The organism is Micromonospora endolithica, assembly GCF_003626595.1.
Classification (GTDB): domain Bacteria; phylum Actinomycetota; class Actinomycetes; order Mycobacteriales; family Micromonosporaceae; genus Micromonospora; species Micromonospora endolithica.
Genome location: NZ_RBAK01000004.1, coordinates 311,847 through 331,782, shown reverse-complemented (window position 1 = coordinate 331,782; position 19,936 = coordinate 311,847). Strand labels below are relative to the sequence as shown.

Sequence of the window (19,936 nt, the reverse complement as noted above, 5' to 3'; positions counted from 1 at the left end):
GCGGCAGCCCGAAGTGCGTCCGTCGGCGGGACGACCGGCGGCGGGCCCGGCGACATGATCAGGGACATCAGCAGACGTACGACGAAGGAGCGGGACATGAGTTCGTTCAGCGCACCGAAGCCGGTCCGCCTGGTCCTTGCCACCGCGGCCGCACCGCTCGGGGGGTTCGGGCCGGCCACGCCGGCCGCCGCGCACCTCCCGTCCGCACCGGTCGCCGCCGATGCCCTCGCGATGAGCGCCGGACGCCTCGGGGCGAGCGTCGCCGCCGTGCTGGGGCTGATCGGTCTGATCATCGGCGGGCTGGCGCTGGCCCGGCCCGCCGGTCGCTTCGGCACCGCCGGGGGTCGGCTCGGCGCGACCGTCGCCCTGGCGGCGGGACTGGCCGGCGTGGTCCTCGGTGGGGTGGTGGTGGCCACCTCCGACAGCGGCGTCGGCACCGGCAACGGGCGGGGCGGGGGGTACGTGGCCCTGGTGGTGGGGTCGGTCGCCGTCCTCCTGGGTGGACTGGCCCTGAACCGGTCCCGCCGCGCCGGGTGACGCCCCGGGCGACGCACGGCGCTGGCACCAGCGCCGTGCGGCCGGTCATTCGTAGCGGTACCTGAGCGCGTCCGCCTCCGCCTGCTCGATGTCGGCGATCGTCAGCTCCGGCATCCGTAGCTGGGCCAGCGTCACCTCGGCCGAGGTCGGCTGGGCGTCCGCCGGCAGCCACTGCTCCGGCTTCCAGGCCCCGCCGCGCAGCAGCGCCTTGGGGCAGTTCAGACGCCTGTCGTCGGTCGCGTCCGGTATCGCCACCGTCCGCGCGTCCAGAACGGCGACGAACCCGGCGGGGCCGCCGCTCGACGCGGCACGGCTTCACCGGGCATCTTCGTCCAATCAACGGACGAAACAGAAAAGGAAGGGGAATGACGCATCCCCTTCCACTCCTAACGTATATCGCACCGGGGGGCTTGCGGCAAGACCCCGGTCGTGCCGCAAAATCGTCGGCCGAGCCCCGACACCTGCGGAAACGGAAGTCATAAATGCGAGATCGACGCGAACTCGGCGGGTGGAATCCACCGACCGACAACGACGTGTTCCACCTTCCCGACCACCTCGCCCCGAAGGCCGATCCGGCACTGATCGCCGGTGACCGGCGGCATTTCGCGGCCATGGCGGAGAGCCTCGGCCGGCTGTCCGCCGAGCTGTCCGGCCGCCTCGAAGCCGCCCGCCGAGCACCCGGCGGCGGGGGCCGGCAGGCGGTGGACCGGGACCAGGAGGTCCGCCGGCTGACCACCCGGCTGCGCACGCTGGGCCGCTTCGGCCTGGACCTGTGCCTCGGACACATGGTCGGCGTCGACGACACGGAGCCGGTGTACGTCGGGCGGCAGGGCCTCACCGACGGCGCGGGCCGCCGGCTGCTGGTGGACTGGCGCTCCCCCGCGGCCGAGCCGTTCTTCGGGGCGACCCACGCCGACCCGATGGGCCTGGTGCGTCGCCGCCGGTACCGCTGGACCCGGGGCCGGATCACCGACTACTGGGACGAGGTGTTCACCGCCGACGGGTTCGAGGGACACGCCGCGCTCGACGACCAGTCCGCCTTCATCGCCAGCCTGGGTGGCAACCGTTCGGCCCGGATGCGGGACGTGCTCGCCACCATCCAGGCCGACCAGGACGCCATCATCCGCGCGGGTTCCCACGGCGCTCTCGTCGTCGACGGCGGTCCGGGCACCGGGAAGACCGTCGTCGCGCTGCACCGCACCGCCTACCTGCTCTACTCCGACCCCCGCCTGCGTCACCACCGGGGCGGCGTCCTGTTCGTCGGCCCGCACCAGCCGTACCTGGCCTACGTCGGCGACGTACTGCCCAGCCTCGGCGAGGACGAGGTGCAGATCTGCACCCTGCGGGACCTCGTCGCCGAGGGAGCCACCGCCGGCGTCGAGACCGACCCGAGGGTGGCGAGGTTGAAGGCGTCGGCGGACCTGGTGGCGGCGATCGAGACCGCCGTCCGCTTCTACGAGGAGCCGCCCGGCAAGGGGATGGCGGTCGCGACCGACTGGTCCGAGATCTGGCTCGGTGCCGACGACTGGGCCCGGGCGTTCGAGGCGCCGGACCCCGGTGTCCCGCACAACGAGGCGCGCGACCAGATCTGGGCGGAGCTGCTCACCATCCTGCTGGACAAGTACGACGGCGACGAGCCGGTGGATCTCCTGCGCCGGTCGCTGTCGGCGAACGAGGAGTTGCGTACCGCCCTGCACCGCGCCTGGCCGCTGGTCGAGGCGGTCGATCTCGTCGGTGACCTGTGGTCGGTACCCGCCTACCTGCGCCGGTGCGCCCCCTGGCTCGATCCCGACGAGATCCGGTTGTTGCAGCGCCCGGACGCCCGCGCCTGGACGGTGTCCGACCTGCCGTTGCTGGACGCGGCACGACAGCGGCTCGGCGATCCGGAGGCGTCCCGCCGCCGACGCCGGCACGACGCCGCGCTGGCCGCCGAACGCGAGCGGATGGCCACCGTGGTCGGCGAACTGATCGAGGCCCACACCTTCGACGACGGCCAGGGTGTGCTGGCGAGCCTGCGCCAACTCGACCTCCAGGACGCCCTGGTCGACGAGGCCGTGCTGCCCGGCACCGACCCGGACCCGCTCGCCGGCCCGTTCGCGCACGTCGTCGTGGACGAGGCTCAGGAGCTGACCGACGCCGAGTGGCAGATGCTCCTGCTCCGCTGTCCGTCCCGGAGTTTCACCGTCGTCGGGGACCGCGCCCAGGCCCGGCACGGGTTCACCGAGTCCTGGCAGGAACGCCTCGAACGGGTCGGTCTCGGTCGGGTCGAGCTGGCCTCGCTGACCGTCAACTACCGGACGCCGGCCGAGATCATGACCGAGGCCGAGCCGGTCATCCGGGCCGTGCTCCCCGACGCCAACGTGCCGACCTCCATCCGTGGCACCGGCCTGCCCGTCGTACACGGCTCGGTTCGTGATCGGGACTCGATCCTCGACACCTGGCTCGCGGCGCATCCCGACGGGATCGCCTGCGTCATCGGCGATCCCGCGTTCGCTGGATCGTCCCGCGTCCGGTCGTCGACGCCGGAGCTGGCCAAGGGGCTGGAGTTCGACCTGGTCGTCCTCGTCGACCCGGAGGCGTTCGGTGACGGCATCGAGGCGGCGGTCGACCGCTACGTGGCGATGACCCGGGCGACCCAACAGCTCGTCGTCCTCACCGGGCGCTGACCGGCTCCCTCCCCTCCCCCCGTGAAGGCGGGTCCGGTTCGCGCGCCTGCCAGTCCAGCCGATCCCGGTACAGACGCTCCACGGCCATCCAGCCGAGTGAGAACGGCAGCACGCCCAGGACGACGATCTCCAGAACGCCACGTCCGGTCACCTCGAACGCGGCCCCCGCGCCCAGGAACAACTGGGCGACGGTCTGGAAGGCGAGGTGGAATCCGATGCCCGCCCAGATGTCGCCGGTGGCGACGCGGAAGCCACCGAGCAGCAGCGCGAAGAGGAAGAAGATGGGGAGCCGGTCGAGCGAGGTGGCCGCGCCGACCAGGAACCCGAACAGGGTGAACAGTCCGGCCTGACCGAGGACCGCCTGCCAGGCCGGCAGGACGGTGGCGAGACTGCGTTGGAGGTAGCCGCGGAAGACGAGTTCCTCCGGCAACGCCTCGTAGAGCAGGACCAGCACGACCAGGAGCGCCGCCGTCCGGAGGGCGTCCATGGCGGAGGCCCGCAGGCTGATCTCCACCCAGCCGACGCCGAGACAGAGCGCGAACCCGACGGCGGCGGGGACGAGCCAGCAGGCCATGCCGAGCAGCAGGCGCCGCCCGCCGGCACGTAGCGAGGGCAGTCCGAGGCCGGCCCAGGGGCGACGGTCGAGCAGCCGGCGGGCCACCACCACGAGGGGGACGACGAGAGCGGTCGTCAGGACCGCCCGGGCGGCGTGGGTGAGGCGGTCGTATTCCGCACCGGGCGGCACGACCTGGTAGAGGAACAGCCAGAGCAGGACGGTGGCGGCGAACACGACCAGGACCCGCCATCGCGGGGCGGGGCGGGAGTCGGTCGTGGTCGCCGGACCGGTCACGTCGACCACTGTAGGTGCCGGGCCCAAGGCCCCGAGCGCCCTGCCAGCGCCGGGCCCCGGACGGAGCGACCGCGAAGGCCCGCGTGGGCGCTAACCCCGCAGAGCGTCCTGGACGGCGGGGTCCGGCGGCGAGACGACCGCGGGCGGGCGGTCCCGCACCGCGTCCCAGGCCGCCTTGCCGCTGGCGAAGTAGTCCCGGACGGCCTTCTCGGCGAGCAGCGTCGCGGCGCAGCCGTCGCAGTCGGCGGCCACGCCGTCGGCGTCGACGCCGAGGTGCCGGCAGAGGGTCACCGCGCGGGCCAGGTGGTACGACTGGGTGACGATCAGCGCTCGGGTGACCCCGTACACGTCGCGGGCGCGGGCGCAGCTGTCGTAGGTGTCCAGCCCGGACGGATCCGCCACGACACGACCACGGTCGACACCCAGCCGCTCGGTCAGGTAGCTGGTCATCACCGACGGCTCGTCGCCGGAGGCACCACCGCCGTCGCCGGAGACCAGGACCACCCGGGCCTTCCCGGCGTGCACGAGTTCGGCGGCGGTCCGCAGCCGGCCGGCCAGCCGCGTCCCCGGTTCCCGGCGGTCCGCCGCCACCTCGGTACCCAGGACGATCACCACGTCCGCGGCGGGCGCGTCGGACACCTCGTGCAGGTGACCGGACGCGGCGATCGTCGTCCACAGCCACGGGCCGCTGACGACCAGCAGCGCGGCGGCACCGGCGACGGCGAGACGTCGCGCGGTCCGGCGCCCCCCGGGAACCCTGAAGCCCACCTGGCCGTCCTCTCCCGCCGCCGTTGCGGCCATGATCGTAACGGCGCCGGCGGGGACGTGGTGTCCACCGGCCGGCAGGCGCCGGGCCATCGGTGCGATGATGCGGCCCGTGACTTCCCCACCCGCTGATCCGCTCGACGTGCGGGGCGTGCGGCGCGCCTACGACACGGTGGCCGAGGACTACGCCGCGCATCTGCCGGACACCCGGGCCGAGGCCCCACTGGACCTCGCCATGCTCGACGCCTTCGCCGCCGTGGTGACGTCGGGTGGGGACGCGCGGGTCCTCGACGCCGGGTGTGGGGCGGGCCGGATGAGCCGCCACCTCACCGAACGCGGCTGTCTGGTGCGGGGCGTCGACCTGTCCCCGGGCATGGTCGCCCGGGCCCGGCGGGACCACCCCGACCTGCTCTTCACCGTGGGCTCGCTGACCGATCTGCCGTTCCGGGACGACCAGTTCACCGGCGTGCTGCTGTGGTACTCGACCATCCACACGCCTCCCGCCGGCCAGGCGCGCGTCTTCGCGGAGGCCGCCCGGGTCCTCCGCCCGGGCGGCTACCTGCTGGTCGGATTCCAGTCCGGCGACGGCACCCGCGACGTGTCCGCGGCGTACCGGCGGCGGTTCGGCCTGGAGATCCAGCTGGAGCGGCACCTCTACACCGCCGACCAGGTCGCCGCCCGGTTGGCGGCCGCCGGCCTGCGGGAGATGTGCCGCCTGGTGCGACGGCCCCGGGGCAGCGAGCGCGACGACCAGGCGTTCCTGCTGGCCAGCGCCCGGGATGCGACCCGACCGGAGACGGCCTGACCCACCCGGGAGGAGGATCCTGGCGGCCGCGCCGAGGGCCTCACCGTTCGCCCAGGGTGAGGCGTCCCTCCCGGTCGTGGCGAAGACGGCCGCTGGTGAGGGCGACGTGCAGTCCGTACCGGAGAAGCTTGTCGATTTTGTCGGTGCGGCGACGGTAGCCGAGCCGTTCCAGCCCGGCGCGCAGCAGCCGTTCCTCCGCCAGGTGCGGCACGCCCTGCAGCACGTGCGCGAAGGCGTTCGCCACCTCCTCGGGCGGCACCTCCTCGAACGCCCGGTCGTTGCTGACCTGGGTGACCCGGTACGCGCGGTACGTCCGCGGATCGGTGCCGTCCGGCCAGGCGTACCGACCCACCGCGGGATGGTCGTGCAGCCGCCGGGAGTCGACGAGCGCGAGCACGGCCAACCGGCGGTCCTCGCGGGTGCGCAGGAAGCCGAACCGGGCGAGGGCCAGGCGGGCGAGCCGGTGCTGCTCGACGGGCCCCTCCGCCTCGATGATCTCGCGGAGCGCGTCCCGCACGAGACCGCGGACCCGCTGGTCGGTGCCGAACACCTCGAGGTCTGCCTGGTCACCGAGCGGCGTCGGGACGTACGGGACGAACGGGCTCACCGTGATCGCGCCGGACGCCGGCGGCGCGGCGGCCACGGCGACCGGCGCGGGCCCCGCGAAAGCCGTCACCGGGGCCGGTGTCGGGTCGTCGCCGGTCACGTCGTCCGCCGCCGGTGCGGGTGGCGGCCCGGTGTCGTCCGCCCCGGAGCGCGGCTGCGGCAGGCCGACCGCGCCGGCGACCTCCGCCGGTGCGGGCTCGCCGGTCGCGCCCGGCCCGGTCCGGGCGACCGCCGCGTCGACCCGGTCGAGCAGCGCGGACCGGTCGTGCACCCAGGCCGGGAGCCAGAACCGCACGACCTCCGGCCATCCCATCACGGTACGCAGCAGCGCGGGCGCCGAGTCCCGGTCGGCCACCGTGGGGCGGACGCTCCACTCCGGACCGTCCAGCATGACCGCCACCTGCCATCGGGGGGACCCGGGCGCGCGCACCGCGATGTCGACGGTGAAGTCGGACAGGCCGTGGGAGGTGCGTACCTCGTGTCCGCGGGAGCGCAGCGCCGCCGCGACCTCGTCGCGGATCCGGCTGCGCCGCTCGGTGCGGTCGGTCGCCAGGTCACCCAGGCGGTCCGCGCCGGTGGCGGCCATCTCGCAGTACGCCCGCAGGTGCTGGGTGCCCAGGGCGGAGGTACGGGAGAGGTCGATGTCCGACGGGTCGAAGGAGGAGTAGAGGACGACCTGCCGGCGCGCCCGGGTGATGGCCACGTTGAGCCGCCGCTCCCCGCCGGCCTGGCTGAGCGGACCGAAGTTCAGCGGGAGCTGGCCGGTGTCCGGGTTGGTGGAGAACGCCAGCGAGAACAGGACCACGTCACGCTCGTCGCCCTGCACGTTCTCCAGGTTCTTGACGAAGACCGGCTCGGCGACCGCCCCGGACAGGTGCTCCCGCAGGATCGGGTCGGCGTCGTCCTCGAGCAGGTTGAGGATGAGGTCGCGCTGCTGGATGTTGAAGGTGACCACGCCGATGGACTGGCCCGCGGTGGCCGGGTCGTGCAGGCGCCGGGTGATGTCGGCGAGGATCGCCCGCGCCTCGACCTCGTTGGTCCGCGCGCCGCCCCGGTCGTACTGGCCGTCGACGCGGTGCCAGGTGATGCCGGCGGTGTCGCCGGCGCCGGGCGACGGGAGGCTGGAGAGCTTGCTGTCGTAGTAGTAGCGGTTCGAGAAGGCGATGAGTGACTCGTCGTGGCTGCGGTAGTGCCACGACAGCCAGCGCTGCGGCAGTCCCGACTCGACCGCCTCGCCGAGGATGCTCTCCAGGTCCTCCGGCACCGGACCGGTGTCGTCCGGCACGTCGTCGGTGGCGTGGCTGGCCTGCATGATGCTCGACGGTGGCATCTGCCGGGAGTCGCCGACCACCACCACGGCGCTGCCCCGGCCCATCGCACCGACGGCCTCGGCGACCCGGATCTGCGACGCCTCGTCGAAGATGACCAGGTCGAACCGCCGGCTTCCGGGTGCCAGGAAGTTCGCCGCCGAGGCGGGACTGACCAGCACGCAGGGGGTCAGTGCCAGCACCACGTCGGGGTACTGCGCGAACAGCTCACGGAACGACCGGCCGCCCCGTTTGCGGCGCAGCTCCGCGGCGAAGTCGGCGAAGCGGCCGCGCCGGTCGGTCGGGCTGAACGGGCGGCGACCGACCAGGACCGCCGGCAACCGCGTCGGGAGGGCGGATCGCAGCTCACCGGCGGCGGCCTCGAACTGGACGATCTCGTCGTCGTGCAGCTCCGGGTCGAAGTACTGCAGGCCGCCGGCCCGGACCCGCTCGGCCAGCGACGCCGCCGCGACTCCCCGGCGGTAGGCCTCCTCGGCGAGCTGCGCGTTCACCTCGGCGCGCAGCAGCTGGTCGCGGTAGTCGGTGAGGCCGGCCGAGGTGAGCACGTCGGCGTGGGTCAGGACGGTCGCCCAGCGGCGCAGCGGGAACAGCTCCTCGGTCCGCAGCTCGTGCAGCCAGGTGGCGCCGTCGCGCTGCCAGGCGTCGACCCAGTGCGTGTCCCCCGCCCACAACGCCAACTCGGGTGCCGTCGAACGGAGCACCCCGCGCCAGGCCCGCCACCGCGCGGCGACCCGGTCCAGCACGGCGGCGTCGCTGTCGGTGACACCGGCCTGGAACAGCTCCCAGGCACGCGGGTGTCCGGCCAGGAGGGTCCGGCCGGTCCGGGTCGCGTCGACCGCCTCCGCCAGCCGCTGCGGCGCGTCCGGGCCGGTGGGCTGCCACCCCGGCAACCGCAGCCCGCCCAGCGCCGCCGCCTGGTGCTGGAGCGCGGCGGCCTGCGCCTGGGCGGCGACCAGCCGGCCGGTGGTCACCTCGACCCGGTCGACGTCGAGGGACGCGCCGGAGACTAGGTGCACCGCCAGCCGGTCCAGGACGGACTGCCGGCGCTTGCGCTTGCCGAACAGCTTCCTCGCCGCCTCCTGCGCCTCGGCGTGCCAGGTGGACAGCTCCGCCAGGGCGAACGCCTCCGGCCGGAAGGAGGCCAGCTCACCGGCGAAGCCCTGCCGGAAGGCCGCCAGGTCCGCCTGGAGTCGGGCCGCCGCCTCGTCCCACCGCCGGTCGCCGGCGCGCAGGGTCGCCTCCCGGTCCGGCAGCATGCCGCGTACGGCGAACCAGGCGCCGGCCTGCAGCTCGGTGACGGTCTCCGGGTCCGGCAGCGTCCGCAGCAGCTCCACCAGCCGGGGGTGGGCCGCGAGGTCGGCCCGGAGGTGTTCGAGGTCGGCGGCGATCTCGGTGACGGCGGCGCCGTGCAGCCCGTCGAGGGTGCGGCAACCGCTGATCGCCCAGGGATGCCCGGGCCGGACGCGCGCCGAGCGGGCGGCGGCCGGGAATTCCCGCAGCGTCGTCTCCACCCGCGCCCGCACCTCGGCGGGAGCGTGCAGGTAGCCCACCGGGATCGGGGCGACCGGGCCGTCGCCGTACGCGAGAACCTGCTCGTAGGCCGACCAGAGCGACATCCCGACGGGGTTGGCGGTGTGGACCTGCGTCGGGTACTCCGCCAGCGGCGCGAGGCGGGTCCGGTAGGCCGTCTCGACGGCCGTCCAGGTGCCGTCGTCGCCGTGGTCGTACTGGTCGAGGGCGTCGCGGAGCTGCTGGCGGATCGCGTTGAGGGACTGCTTGCGCCCGTGCAGGTCGAGGGCGAACGGACCGAGGCCGATCTGCTTGAGGCGGCGCTTGACCACCTCCAGGGCGGCCTGCTTCTCGGCGACGAACAGCACCGAGCGGCCGGCGGCGACCGCCCGCGCGATCATGTTGGTGATGGTCTGCGACTTGCCGGTGCCGGGCGGACCCTCCAGGACGAAGGACTGGCCACGCTCGGCCATCACGATCGCCTGCATCTGGGAACCGTCGGCGGGGATCGGCAGGTGCAGGTCCGCCTCGTCGACCATTACCCGGGACTCGTGCTCCGGGCGGGCCGGGTCGTCGAAGGTCGCGCCGGAGGACTCGACCAGGTGCCGGACGACCGGGTTCTCCATGAACCGGGGCCAGTGGTCGGTGAGGTCCCGCCACATCTGGAAGGTGGAGAACTGCAGCAGTCGCAGGCTGGCGGTCTCGTCGATCCGGTAGTCCAGCCGGTTGTCCACCAGCCCGGTGTTGATCGCCGCCAGGGTCTTCGCCACGTCGATGCCGTGCTCGTCGAGGACCGGCCGCTCCAGCTCGGGAATCCGCACGCCGTGCTTCACCCGCAGCCACTCGACCAGGCAGTGGTTCGGGCTGGCGACCTCGGTGCCGTCGATGACCAGCGCGTACGGGCGACGGCCGCTGCCGCCCTCGATCCGCACCGGCAGCAGGAACAGCGGCGCGTACGCCTCTCCGCCGGTCGTGCGGGCGTGCACCAGCGTGCCGATGGTCAGGTAGAGGTAGTTGCTGCCGGTCTCCTGCTCCATCGTGCGCGCGTCGCGCTGCAACGCCCGCATGGCCGTCTTGTAGCGGGCCTCGGTGACCGCGCCGTAGACCCGCCGGTCGGTGCGCAACTCACCGGTCAGGATCTCCGGGTCGAGGTCCTGCGCCCGGCGTGCCCCGGCCAGTTCGTGGACACCGCTGATGGCGTCCTGCGGGATCACCTGCACCTGACGGCCGTCATGGATGAGGTCGTCGAGCAGGGCCAGCGCCCCGGCCGGCACGTGCAGGTCCAGGCCGCGCCCCCGGGTGGGCAGGTTGAGCAGCGGGTTGCGCAGGCTCAGGTCGAGCAGCGACTTCTTCCACTGCTGGATGCGCGCCGGTGCGCCGTCGGACCGGTCCGGTACCTCGTCACCCTCGTCGGCGAGCCGGCGCAGCCGGGCCGCGGCGATCCCGTCCGGAAGGTCCAGGGGCGCCGCGGCGGCCGGCGCCGCCGGGGCGTCGACCGGTTCGGGTACGGCCACCTCGTCGACCGAGGGCAGCGGCCGGATCCCGGAACGGTGCGCCAGGTGTACGTCGACCACACCGCGCGGGCGCCGGTCGGTGCCCCGGAAGTGGCCGAGACCGACCCGTACCGCCTCGGTGAACGTCGCGGTCTGCGCGCCCGGTCCGATCCGGGTCAGCTCGACCGGCACCGCCCGCCCGGAGTCGACCATCGAGACCAGCAGGTTGCTCTCGGTCAGCGCGGCGGAGCCGAGCCGCTCCGCCTCCAGCAGGAAGCCGCCGAAGGCGTGCCCCTCGCCGACGAAGACCAGCGGGTGCAGCCCGGCCGCCTCCAGGCAGGCGGCGTACGTGACGGACAGGTCGAGGCAGTTGCCGAGCCGCCCGTCCAGCACGGCCGCCGTGGTGCGGACCTTCTGGCCGGTGTTCTCGAACGACGCCGGCAACGTCTGGTAGGTGATGCCCAGCCGGCGCAGCGCCTCGTACACGGCGCCGGCGATCAGCGCCGCCCGCTCCGAGCCGTCCTGGTAGCCCTGCAGCGAGCCGGAGCCGGTGCGGGCGAGCAGGATCTGCGCCGCCGACCGCAGGACCGCCTCGACCGCCCGGGTGTTCGGCTGCACGAAGGCGGCCAGGCTGTCGTACAGGGCCGGGCTGTTGAACCACTCGTTGTGCGCGAGCACTGCACTTGGCGCGACCAGCCGTAACGGCTTGTCGTTCGCCTCGACGGTCAGGTGGTAGTCGACCGGGAACGCCTCGTCGGTGCGGTACAGCAGCGCGCGGTCGGGCGTGACGTCGCGGAAGTCGTCCCAGCCGGTGCTCGCGCCGGGCCGCAGCGGCGCGGTGAGGGTACGCGTCCACGGCTCGACGAGTGCGCCGTCCGGCCCCCGCAGCTCCAGCGTCACCGTCACGTCCGGCAGCGGCTCGACGCCCCGGTTGACCAGCGTGAGGTGGCGGACCAGTGGCACCCGGTTGTGCACCAGGGCGGCGTTGATCGCCGGCTGCACGAGCAACGCGACGGCGAGGCGGTCGTCGTCGGCGGTGAACTGTGCGAAGACGCTGTCGGACATGGGGTTTCTCCAGGTGGCGAGGCCAGGAAGGGCCAGCCTAGCGGTCAGCCGACCGGCGGTTCCTCCCCTGGCCCGCATGCCGATCTTGGTTGTCGTACGCCTGGGGCAGGATGTGCGCCATGACGACGTACCGCCTGGTTCACGGTCACGCCCAGCTGCACGACTGCCTCGCCTTCAACGTGCTCGACGGCCGCGGCTTCAGCCCGATCGGCGGCGGAGCATGACCGTCATCGACAAGGTCGCCTGGATCCGGTTGGAGAACGCGTCGATCCTCAGTTCCCGCTCCCGCGGCAAGGACGTCTACTACATACCCGGCGGTAAGCGCGAACCCGGCGAGAACGACCTCGACACCCTCACCCGGGAGATCCGCGAGGAACTGAGCGTCACCATCGTCGCCGACAGCGCCGAGCACCTCGGCACCTTCCATGCCCAGGCGCACGGGCACCCGGACGGTACGACGGTGCGGATGACCTGCTACACGGCCGACTACCGAGGCGCCCTTCAGCCGGACAACGAGATCGAGGAGATCGCCTGGCTCACCTACCAGGACCGCGACCGCGTCTCCCCGGTCGACCAGCTCGTCTTCGACCATCTCCACGAGTCGGCCCGCCTCAGCTGAAGCCCGACAGGAGCCCCGCTGCTCCCCCGGCAAAACGTCGGGCCAGTACGCAGCGCCACCGATTGATAACGTGACGGCGGCATCGGCGACCGTCTACGTCGGTGCGGCGGAGGGTCACGCATGTGGGCAGACGAGGCCGCGCTCGACGCGACGGTGCGCCGGATCGACGACTGGGAGTCCTCCATCGCCGCGCGGACAGCCCAGGCGCAGGCGTTGTCCAGGCAGATCCAGGCACTGACCGGCAACGCACGAAGTCCTGATCGGACCGTCGAGGTCACCGTCGACTCGGCCGGCCTGCTGACCGATCTTCGGCTCGACGAGCGCACCCGGCAGCACTCCGCGGCAGTCACCGCGCGGCAGATCCTGCAGACCACCCTGGCCGCCCGCCACGACCTGCTGCGGCAGGTCACCGCGATCACCACGCGGGCCCTCGGTGCCGACGACCCGACAGCGGCGGCGCTTGTCGCCTCGTACCGGCACCGACTGGACCCTGACCCGGGACCACCGGATGCCGACCGGTGACGGCATCCGAGTCGACCCCGACGACCTGATCCGGCACGCCGCCCGCATCGACCGCAGCGCCGACGACCTCGACACCGCCCGGCAGGCAGGCCAACACGTCCGACTCGACACCGACGCGTACGGCCAATTGTGCGCGATCATGCCGCTGCTGCTCGACGGCCTCCAACGGACACTGGTCGACGGCATCGGCACCGCCGCCGGCTCGGTCCGCGACACGGCCGGCCGACTACGGGCCAGCGCGGCCAGCTACCGAGCCTCCGACGTCCACGCCGACCACCTGCTCCGTCGCGTACGGGACGACCGGTGACCGCCAACCCCCTGGTCGCCCCCGTCACCGGCACCCCACCCACCGCCTGGGCCGGCGTCTGGATCCTCGAGGACATCGAACTCATCGCCCAGGGCGTCCGCGCCGGCAGCTGGATCGACGGCAGCCTCGGCGTGGTCAGCGCCGGACTTGACGCCCTCGCCTTCGTCTCCGACCCGGTCGGCGCACTCCTCCAGTACGGCATCGCCTGGCTGATCGAGCACGTCAAACCGCTCAGCGAAGCCCTGGACTGGCTCGCCGGCGATCCGGCCCAGATCACCGCCCACGCGCAGACCTGGCGCAACGTCGCCGCGAGCCTGCGCGACGAAGCCGCCCAGCTCGCCGCCGCCGTCCGCACCGACATCGCCGGCTGGGGCGGCACCGCCGGACCCGCCTACCGGAGCTGGGCCGCCGAGCAACAGCAGGCCGTCGCCGGCCTCGCCATGGGCGCCGACGCCATGGCCGCGATCACCGAGGGCACCGCCGGCCTGGTCGCCGCCGTCCGACTGCTGGTCCGCGACGCCATCGCCACCTGCGTGTCCCGCCTCATCGTGTACGCCGGCGAGCTGGTCATCACCGGCGGCCTCGCCGCGCCGCTGGTGGTGGAGCAGGTGACGACGCTGGTGGCGTCGTGGGCGGCCCGGATCGCGAAGCTGCTCCGCGCACTGCTCGCCAGCCTGCGCCGACTGATCCCGGAGATCCGGCGGCTCGGCGACCTCATCGAGAAACTGAAGCAGGCGCTGGGCCGGCTCAGGGCCGGCACGGTGGAACACCCGGGCAGGGCCGCGGACGATGTAGTCGACGTGCATGGGGGCCACACGACACGCCCCCGCAACGTAACCGACTACGATCGTCAGGACCGTTGGGCGACGGAGGCGTACGAAGTGATCCGGCAGCAGGACGACGTCGACGTGATCACCCGCCATACTGCCGACGCCCCGCGGCTGGACGGTGTTTCCCGAGGCTTCTCCCGTGAGGAGATCGAGCAGATCCGTCGGCACATCTTCTTCGAGGAGCACCCGATGGATGACTACGCGGGCGGGATCGTTCATCAGCGTTACGAACCAAGCCCGCACATGGCAGAGGCGTGGTTACGGCTCAGACGTGGTGGTCAATTACCGTCAGATCTCCTGCTGCTCGAACATGAGCTGGCGGAATCTCGGTACTACCGGTCACATCCGACGGCGCAATACCGTGAAGCCCACGCCGCCGCCAACGATGTGGCCAGGTGGGAAGACTCGATTCCCGGCCCCACCTACGAGGACTACACAGGCTTTGGAGGCTAGTGCTGTGGGAATGATGGTCACCGCGCGGCGGCTCGACAGTGCCGCAGACGAGGTCCGCTACGCCTTCGGCTTTGAGGACAGGTTCGACCGCGTCCTCATCATTGATCCCCACACCCTGGAGGCGCGTGCCGAGGAAGGCGACTTCGACGGGGCCGCCAGCGTGATCACAGCGAAGATCGTCAAGATGTGGCGGTCGAGCGGTGAGTTCCCGACAAGAGCGATGTTCGCCGGTTGAGCGAGCGACGGTCCACCTGGACAGGTGGGTGAGCGGAACCGGGCCACCGCTGCTTGGACGTCGCCTCCTACGCCTCGGTCACAGGCTCGTCCACACCGCATTCAACGGCGTAGGCGGCGGGCGCAGGCACCGTCGTGGTCGGCGCGGAGCAGGCAGCGCCGGCCGCCGGGCATCCGCAGGTCGCAGAAGACCCGATGGCGTACGTTCTGCTCGTCCTCGGCCGAGACGGTGGTCTCCCCCGGGTCGGTCTGCGGCAGCACCAGCGCCCAGCGGCCGACCACCCGGGCCAGGCGCTGCGCGGCGGGCAGGTCGGCGGCGACGACCGGCAGGTGGATGACGTATCGTCCGGTCATGCCGCCGGGCCCCGATCGTCGCGGGCGCGGTCCTGGTCGGACTGCCGGCGGCGCAGTGCGAGTGTGATGGCGGCGGTCTCCCGGCGGCTCGCGGCCAGGGCGGCGTAGACGGCCGCCATGTCGCCGGCGACCCGGTCGAGGAAGGCGTACACGTCGGCCGGTTCCAGGCCGCGACGTCCGAGCCCGGCCGCCTTGAAGCGGCGCTCGCGCACCTGCCACGGCAACAGACTGGTGTACGCGGACACCGCACCCCGGTACGTCGGGCGCTGGTTTCTCATCGGCCGTCTGCCTCTCTTTCGGAATGGAAGGGGTGGGACCACGCCGCCCTCCCCGCACGGGCGGTCCCACCCCGCCCTGCCACCGCAGCCTCCGATCAGCGCTGCAGCACCAGGGCTTCGTGGTCATCCTGTGACGGTCCGAAGTCGAAGCGCAACGTTCCACGGCAGAATTCTTGTGACATGCATTGACTTTCTTTGTCTTCACGAGTAGCTGTTACATGACTACGTCACGCAGTGTTGCGAATTGGAATCAAGGAGTGCTCAGGTGACTGAGGACGTCGGATCGACCGTGCCGCGCCGGCAGCTCGGCCGGCTGCTGCGCCAGTTCCGCACCGAGGCGGGGGTGACGCTGGACGCCGCCGCCGAGGCGCTCGAATACAGCCGGCAGAAGATCTGGCGGATCGAGTCCGGCACGGGGCCGGTACGGGTGCTCGACGTCAAGGCGATGTGCGAGCTGTACCACGTGTCGGCGGAGATGACCGAGGCGATGCGGGGGCTGGCCGCGGAGACGAAGTCCAAGGGGTGGTGGCACGCGTACGGGGACGCGGTGCCGAGCTGGTTCGAGCTGTACGTGGGCCTGGAGTCCGCCGCTTCCCGTCTCCGGGGTTACGACGAGTCGCTGATCCCCGGCATCCTGCAGACCAGGGAGTACGCCGACGCGCTCTACCGCCTCGGTCGGACGCTGAGCGACGAAGAGCGGGAGCGCGCCGTGGAGGTGCGGTTACAACGGCAGGCCCTGCTCACCCGACGGTTACCGGCTGCTCCCAGGTTGGAGTCGGTGCTGTCCGAGGCGGTGCTCCGGCGAAGCGTCGGCGGGCCGAGCGTCATGACCTCACAGCTCAACCACCTCATGAAGCTGACAGAGCTGCCAAATGTCTTCGTCCGGGTGCTGCCGCTCGCCGCAGGCCCTCAGCCCGGAGCGGTCGCCGGCACCTTCATGATTCTCGATTTCCCAGCCACCAAGGGTGGTCGCGAGGCACCCGAACCGTCCATCGTCTACAGCGAATCGCTGACTGGGGCTCTCTACCTCGACAAGCCCGGTGAACTGGCCGCGTACGAACGGGTCTGGAAGGGTCTGGATGCACTCGCGCTTGGCGAGGCAGAATCAAAGGACTTGATCAAAAAGATCACCGGGGAGATGCGGCATGACTGACCTGACCGGCGCCATCTGGCGCAAGAGCACCCGCAGCGGCGACAACGGCGGCGCGTGCGTCGAGGTCGCCGACAACCTCCCCGGCGTCATCGCCGTCCGCGACTCCAAGCACAGCGGCGGGCCGGCGTTGCTCTTCGGGCCGAAGGCATGGAGAGCCTTTACCACTGGGATCAGGGCCGACCACATCCGCCCAGACAACGCGCACTCGTAGCAGTACCCGCCCTCCAAGCGGACCGGCAAGATCGCCTTCCAGTCTCGTCGACGGGACCGATCGGAGGGTGACGATCTGCGATCGACAGCACGAGACTTTATCTCGTGACCTATCACGACTCGTCGCAGCAGTGGCATGCCGGTCAACAGCACCTGCCCGTCTCCGCCACCAATGCCGTGCCCGCGTACTACCCCACGCCGGTAGCGGTGGTCCCGCAGAAGTCAGCCGGCGCTGCAGTCGCGCTGGAACTGGTCCTCGGTCTGTTCGGCGTGGGCAACATCTATGCGGGCCGCGTCGCCACGGGCGTGATCCTGATGGTGTCGTTCTGGGCACTGTTCTGGGTGAACTTCCTCCTCATCTTCGTGATGGTGGGCTTCGCGACCATGCCGCTCACCTGGATCACCTACCTGGTAGTCGGTGCGCTCCTGGCCGCCCGGAGCGTCGAGCAGCACAACTCTGGCGCGGTGGGGGTCACGCGTTCGGCTACCAGGCATCCATACTGATCGCCCGCAGGTGTTCCCCCACCCGGCGCAACCATCGTCCAGATCACGGGGAGGCTCTGTGCCGTTCCAGGCACCCATCACGATTGCCGCCGCGCTCGAACGGATGGCACGGCACGACTACGTCCTTCCCGCCATCCAGCGTGAGTTCGTCTGGGGACCTGATCGGATCTGCAAGCTCTTCGACAGCCTTATGCGTGGCTATCCGATCGGCTCTTTCCTGTTCTGGAAGGTGAACGGGGACACGGTCAAGTCCTACACCTTCTACGACTTCGTGCGGACCTACCACGCTAAGAACTCACCACATTGCCCCACCCTGGACGTCGAGCGTGGCAGAGATGTGACCGCTGTCCTGGACGGCCAGCAGCGCCTGACCGCCCTCAACATCGGTCTGCGCGGCTCCCACGCCGAGCGGATCCCGAGGATGCGGTACAACAACCCGCTTGCCTACCCGACGAAGCGGCTCTACATAAATCTGCTCGCTCGGGGCGACGACGACGAGCTCGAGTTGGCTTACCACTTCCGGTTCCTGACCCCGGAGGAGGCCAGCGCCCGTGACGAACGGACATTCTGGTTCCTGGTGTCGGAGATCAGAAACGTCAACGAAGGCGACCAGGTCTTCGACATCACCGCTCGCCACGAACTGCCCAACGCCGCCGGACGAGTGCTGTTCAAGCTCTACGAAGTGGTGAAGCGGCAGACGCTGATCAACTACTTCGAGGAGGAGGACCAGAGCCTGGAGAAGGTGCTCAACATCTTCATCCGGGTCAACAGCGGCGCGGTCCCCCTCTCCTTCAGCGACCTGCTGCTGAGCATCGCCACGTCGCAGTGGCGGGAGCGCGACGCGCGGGAGGAGATCCACGCGCTGGTCGACGACCTCAACCGCACGGGGCTGGGTTTCAACTTCGACAAGAACAGCGTTCTGAAGAGTGGGTTGGTCCTGCTCGGTAAGCGTGACATCCGCTTCAAGGTCGACAACTTCGACCGGCACACCATGCTCGCCATGGAAGAGGGTTGGGACGACATCGAGCGGGCACTACGGCTGGCCGCCCAGATGCTCAGCGACTTCGGTTTCTCGTCAGCTACCCTGCCCGCCAGCAGCGTGATCATCCCGCTCGCCCACTATGCGCACCTTCGGCGCCTCGACACGGGCTACCTGCGGCGATCGGCCGAGGCCTCGGACCGCAACGAAGTTCGACGGTGGTTGTTGCAATCGGTTATCAAGGGTGGCATCTGGGGCAGCGGCCTCGACACGCTGCTGGGCGGCCTGCGGGCGGCACTGGACGCTGAGGCCCGGAACGGCTTTCCCCGCGCCTTGATCGAGCGAGAGATGGCCCGGCAGGGCAAGGCGCTCCGGTTCGATCCGCTCGAAGTGGACGATCTGTTGGACCTGAAGTATGGCGGAGCGAAGACCTTCGCGCTGCTTGCGTTGCTCTACCCCGGCATCGACGTGCGCAACGCGTTCCACGTCGACCACGTGTACCCGAGAAGCAGGTTCACGGCAGCCCGCCTGCGCAACGCGGGCATTCCCGAGGAAGACATCCCCGTCTACCTAGATCGTGCCGACCGGCTGGCCAACCTCCAACTCCTGGAGGGAACGGAGAATGTCGACAAGCGGGCTGCCATGCCGTCGGATTGGGTTCGGCGCGCTCACCCCGATCCGGGCGCCCTGTCGGGATACCTCGCCCGTAATGACCTCGGCGATCTTCCCCCACTCTCCGACTTCCTGTCGTTCTACGATCGCCGGCGCGCGCTGATGCGGGAGCGGCTGATCAGCCTGCTGGGCATTGACCCGTCGGCGGTGGCAGATGTCCGCGAACGGACCGAAGAGGACCAGCACGGGCACCTACCGGAGCAGCTCCCGTCCACTCGCGGCCCACAGCGCCGCGACATCGCCGCACACATCACCTCGGCGTTCGCCGCACTCGCGTCGGGCGCATTCCTCACCGTTCAGGAGATCCGCAATCACCGCAGCGACGAATACGGCGCCGAGTTCCCCTCGGCAGGCGCGATCTCGGCACGGCTCTTTCCGGTCACGGGCAGGTGCAGCGTGCCGGGTGTTGAGCCGGGTATGAACGAACGTGGCGTACGAGGCGCAAGGAAGCTCTAACGCGGGTCGCGCTCCCCTGCACCGTCGCCCAGTCGGCCCAGATGGGCCAGTAGCGCCTCGATCTCCGCTGCCGCCGACGAACGCGGGCCATGCATCGCGCTGGCGTCACGAAGGAGAGCCGTCAGCTGCTGCCGCGCGTCAGTCACCTCCCCGACACCGGCGGCCAGCATGGCGATCTGCTGCCGTAGCGGGAACAGTTCTGGCGAGTCTGGCGGCATGACCTGCGACGGCCCTTCACCGAACGATTCGGAAGTGACCTCTGCGGGACATCACCGGCGCGGCCTCGCGGTGGCCGGCGCGGTCGGCGCCGCCACCGTTGTCCTGGCCGTCGTCGGGGTCGTCGCGGCGACGCGTGACCGCGACGGGCAGGCGACGCCCGCCGAGGAGACGAAGACGCCGCTGGTCGTCGCCGACGAGCGGTGCCGGAGCACGTCCACCGGCGGGGCGAAACTGGGCGATGAGGGCAGGACGCTCACTCTGCGCGGCCAGGGCAAGGAGAGCATCGGCCTCGGCTACTCGACGCTGGAGTGCTACTGGTCGGCGCTCGGCATGCCCGACTCGGTGAAGGCCGAGGTGGGCCCCACCCGTGCCCTGGACGGACGCCGGAGCGGCGACTGGGCGGGCTACCACGCGTCGTGGAGCTACCACCCCGACAGCGGGCTGCAGATGGTTCTCACCCTCCCCGACTGATTCATCCACGCCATCAGATCGACAGCGTCACACCAAGCCCGCCCCGGCAGC

The 19,936-nt window shown here is 71.4% G+C and carries 19 protein-coding genes; 13 read left to right on the top strand and 6 right to left on the bottom strand.

Annotation, left to right across the window (positions count from 1 at the left end):
* Positions 1–96: 96 nt before the first annotated feature.
* The gene (locus D7223_RS13350; RefSeq protein WP_120728692.1) at positions 97–537 is read left to right on the top strand and encodes a DUF6223 family protein; all 441 of its coding nucleotides are present in this window, start codon (positions 97–99) and stop codon (positions 535–537) included.
* A gap of 45 nt (positions 538–582) precedes the next feature.
* On the opposite strand, the gene D7223_RS13345 is transcribed toward D7223_RS13350, so the two are convergent.
* Entirely contained in the window at positions 583–792 is a 210-nt protein-coding gene (locus D7223_RS13345; protein ID WP_238161906.1) for a hypothetical protein, read from the bottom strand.
* Between the two features lie 227 nt (positions 793–1,019).
* Between D7223_RS13345 and helR the strand changes: the two genes are divergently transcribed.
* Complete coding sequence (gene helR / locus D7223_RS13340) at positions 1,020–3,203, top strand: RNA polymerase recycling motor ATPase HelR (protein WP_120728691.1); 2,184 nt, start codon at positions 1,020–1,022, stop codon at positions 3,201–3,203.
* Here the strand turns inward: helR and D7223_RS13335 are convergent.
* Both D7223_RS13335 and D7223_RS13330 read right to left on the bottom strand, forming a co-directional pair.
* Positions 3,190–4,053 carry a CPBP family intramembrane glutamic endopeptidase gene (locus tag D7223_RS13335; RefSeq protein ID WP_120728690.1) on the bottom strand — a complete coding sequence of 288 codons (864 nt, stop codon included), beginning with the start codon at positions 4,051–4,053 and terminating at the stop codon, positions 3,190–3,192. The genes helR and D7223_RS13335 overlap by 14 nt on opposite strands.
* A 90-nt stretch (positions 4,054–4,143) precedes the next feature.
* A complete protein-coding gene (locus tag D7223_RS13330) occupies positions 4,144–4,821 on the bottom strand; it encodes a SanA/YdcF family protein (protein WP_238161905.1) in 678 nt (225 codons plus the stop codon).
* Positions 4,822–4,930: 109 nt separating this feature from the next.
* On the opposite strand from D7223_RS13330, the gene D7223_RS13325 reads away from it, so the two are divergent.
* The gene (locus D7223_RS13325; protein WP_238161902.1) at positions 4,931–5,623 is read left to right on the top strand and encodes a class I SAM-dependent methyltransferase; all 693 of its coding nucleotides are present in this window, start codon (positions 4,931–4,933) and stop codon (positions 5,621–5,623) included.
* Positions 5,624–5,663: 40 nt separating this feature from the next.
* Here D7223_RS13325 and D7223_RS13320 read toward each other — a convergent pair whose 3' ends face one another.
* On the bottom strand, positions 5,664–11,624 hold the full coding sequence (locus tag D7223_RS13320) for a DUF4011 domain-containing protein (protein WP_120728688.1): 5,961 nt from the start codon (positions 11,622–11,624) through the stop codon (positions 5,664–5,666).
* 220 nt (positions 11,625–11,844) lie between these two features.
* Between D7223_RS13320 and D7223_RS13315 the strand changes: the two genes are divergently transcribed.
* From D7223_RS13315 to D7223_RS13295, 5 genes are all read left to right on the top strand, one after another.
* Positions 11,845–12,243: an NUDIX hydrolase gene (locus D7223_RS13315; RefSeq protein WP_120728687.1), complete on the top strand. Its 399-nt coding sequence runs from the start codon at positions 11,845–11,847 to the stop codon at positions 12,241–12,243.
* 120 nt (positions 12,244–12,363) lie between these two features.
* Complete coding sequence (locus tag D7223_RS13310) at positions 12,364–12,765, top strand: YbaB/EbfC family DNA-binding protein (RefSeq protein WP_120728686.1); 402 nt, start codon at positions 12,364–12,366, stop codon at positions 12,763–12,765.
* Positions 12,752–13,072 (top strand): type VII secretion target, encoded by a 321-nt coding sequence (locus tag D7223_RS13305; protein WP_120728685.1) that lies wholly within the window; start codon positions 12,752–12,754, stop codon positions 13,070–13,072. Before D7223_RS13310 ends, D7223_RS13305 begins: the two co-directional genes overlap by 14 nt.
* Complete coding sequence (locus tag D7223_RS13300; protein WP_120728684.1) at positions 13,069–14,355, top strand: WXG100 family type VII secretion target; 1,287 nt, start codon at positions 13,069–13,071, stop codon at positions 14,353–14,355. The genes D7223_RS13305 and D7223_RS13300 overlap by 4 nt, the downstream gene beginning before the upstream one ends.
* Before the next feature lie 10 nt (positions 14,356–14,365).
* On the top strand, positions 14,366–14,590 hold the full coding sequence (locus tag D7223_RS13295; RefSeq protein WP_238161939.1) for a hypothetical protein: 225 nt from the start codon (positions 14,366–14,368) through the stop codon (positions 14,588–14,590).
* Positions 14,591–14,691: 101 nt separating this feature from the next.
* On the opposite strand, the gene D7223_RS13290 is transcribed toward D7223_RS13295, so the two are convergent.
* Together D7223_RS13290 and D7223_RS13285 are read right to left on the bottom strand one after the other, a co-directional pair.
* Entirely contained in the window at positions 14,692–14,943 is a 252-nt protein-coding gene (locus tag D7223_RS13290) for a hypothetical protein (protein ID WP_120728682.1), read from the bottom strand.
* Positions 14,940–15,221 (bottom strand): DivIVA domain-containing protein, encoded by a 282-nt coding sequence (locus tag D7223_RS13285; RefSeq protein ID WP_120728681.1) that lies wholly within the window; start codon positions 15,219–15,221, stop codon positions 14,940–14,942. Before D7223_RS13285 ends, D7223_RS13290 begins: the two co-directional genes overlap by 4 nt.
* 265 nt (positions 15,222–15,486) lie before the next feature.
* On the opposite strand from D7223_RS13285, the gene D7223_RS13280 reads away from it, so the two are divergent.
* The 5 genes from D7223_RS13280 to D7223_RS13255 all read left to right on the top strand — a co-directional run bounded on the left by D7223_RS13280 (position 15,487) and on the right by D7223_RS13255 (position 19,885).
* A complete protein-coding gene (locus D7223_RS13280) occupies positions 15,487–16,374 on the top strand; it encodes a helix-turn-helix domain-containing protein (RefSeq protein ID WP_120728680.1) in 888 nt (295 codons plus the stop codon).
* A complete protein-coding gene (locus tag D7223_RS13275; protein WP_120728678.1) occupies positions 16,367–16,585 on the top strand; it encodes a DUF397 domain-containing protein in 219 nt (72 codons plus the stop codon). The genes D7223_RS13280 and D7223_RS13275 overlap by 8 nt, the downstream gene beginning before the upstream one ends.
* Before the next feature lie 104 nt (positions 16,586–16,689).
* Entirely contained in the window at positions 16,690–17,088 is a 399-nt protein-coding gene (locus tag D7223_RS13270; protein WP_120728676.1) for a TM2 domain-containing protein, read from the top strand.
* A 58-nt stretch (positions 17,089–17,146) separates the two neighbouring features.
* The gene (locus D7223_RS13265) at positions 17,147–19,195 is read left to right on the top strand and encodes a DUF262 domain-containing protein (RefSeq protein WP_120728674.1); all 2,049 of its coding nucleotides are present in this window, start codon (positions 17,147–17,149) and stop codon (positions 19,193–19,195) included.
* Positions 19,196–19,447: 252 nt separating this feature from the next.
* On the top strand, positions 19,448–19,885 hold the full coding sequence (locus D7223_RS13255) for a hypothetical protein (protein ID WP_120728670.1): 438 nt from the start codon (positions 19,448–19,450) through the stop codon (positions 19,883–19,885).
* Positions 19,886–19,936: the final 51 nt, after the last annotated feature.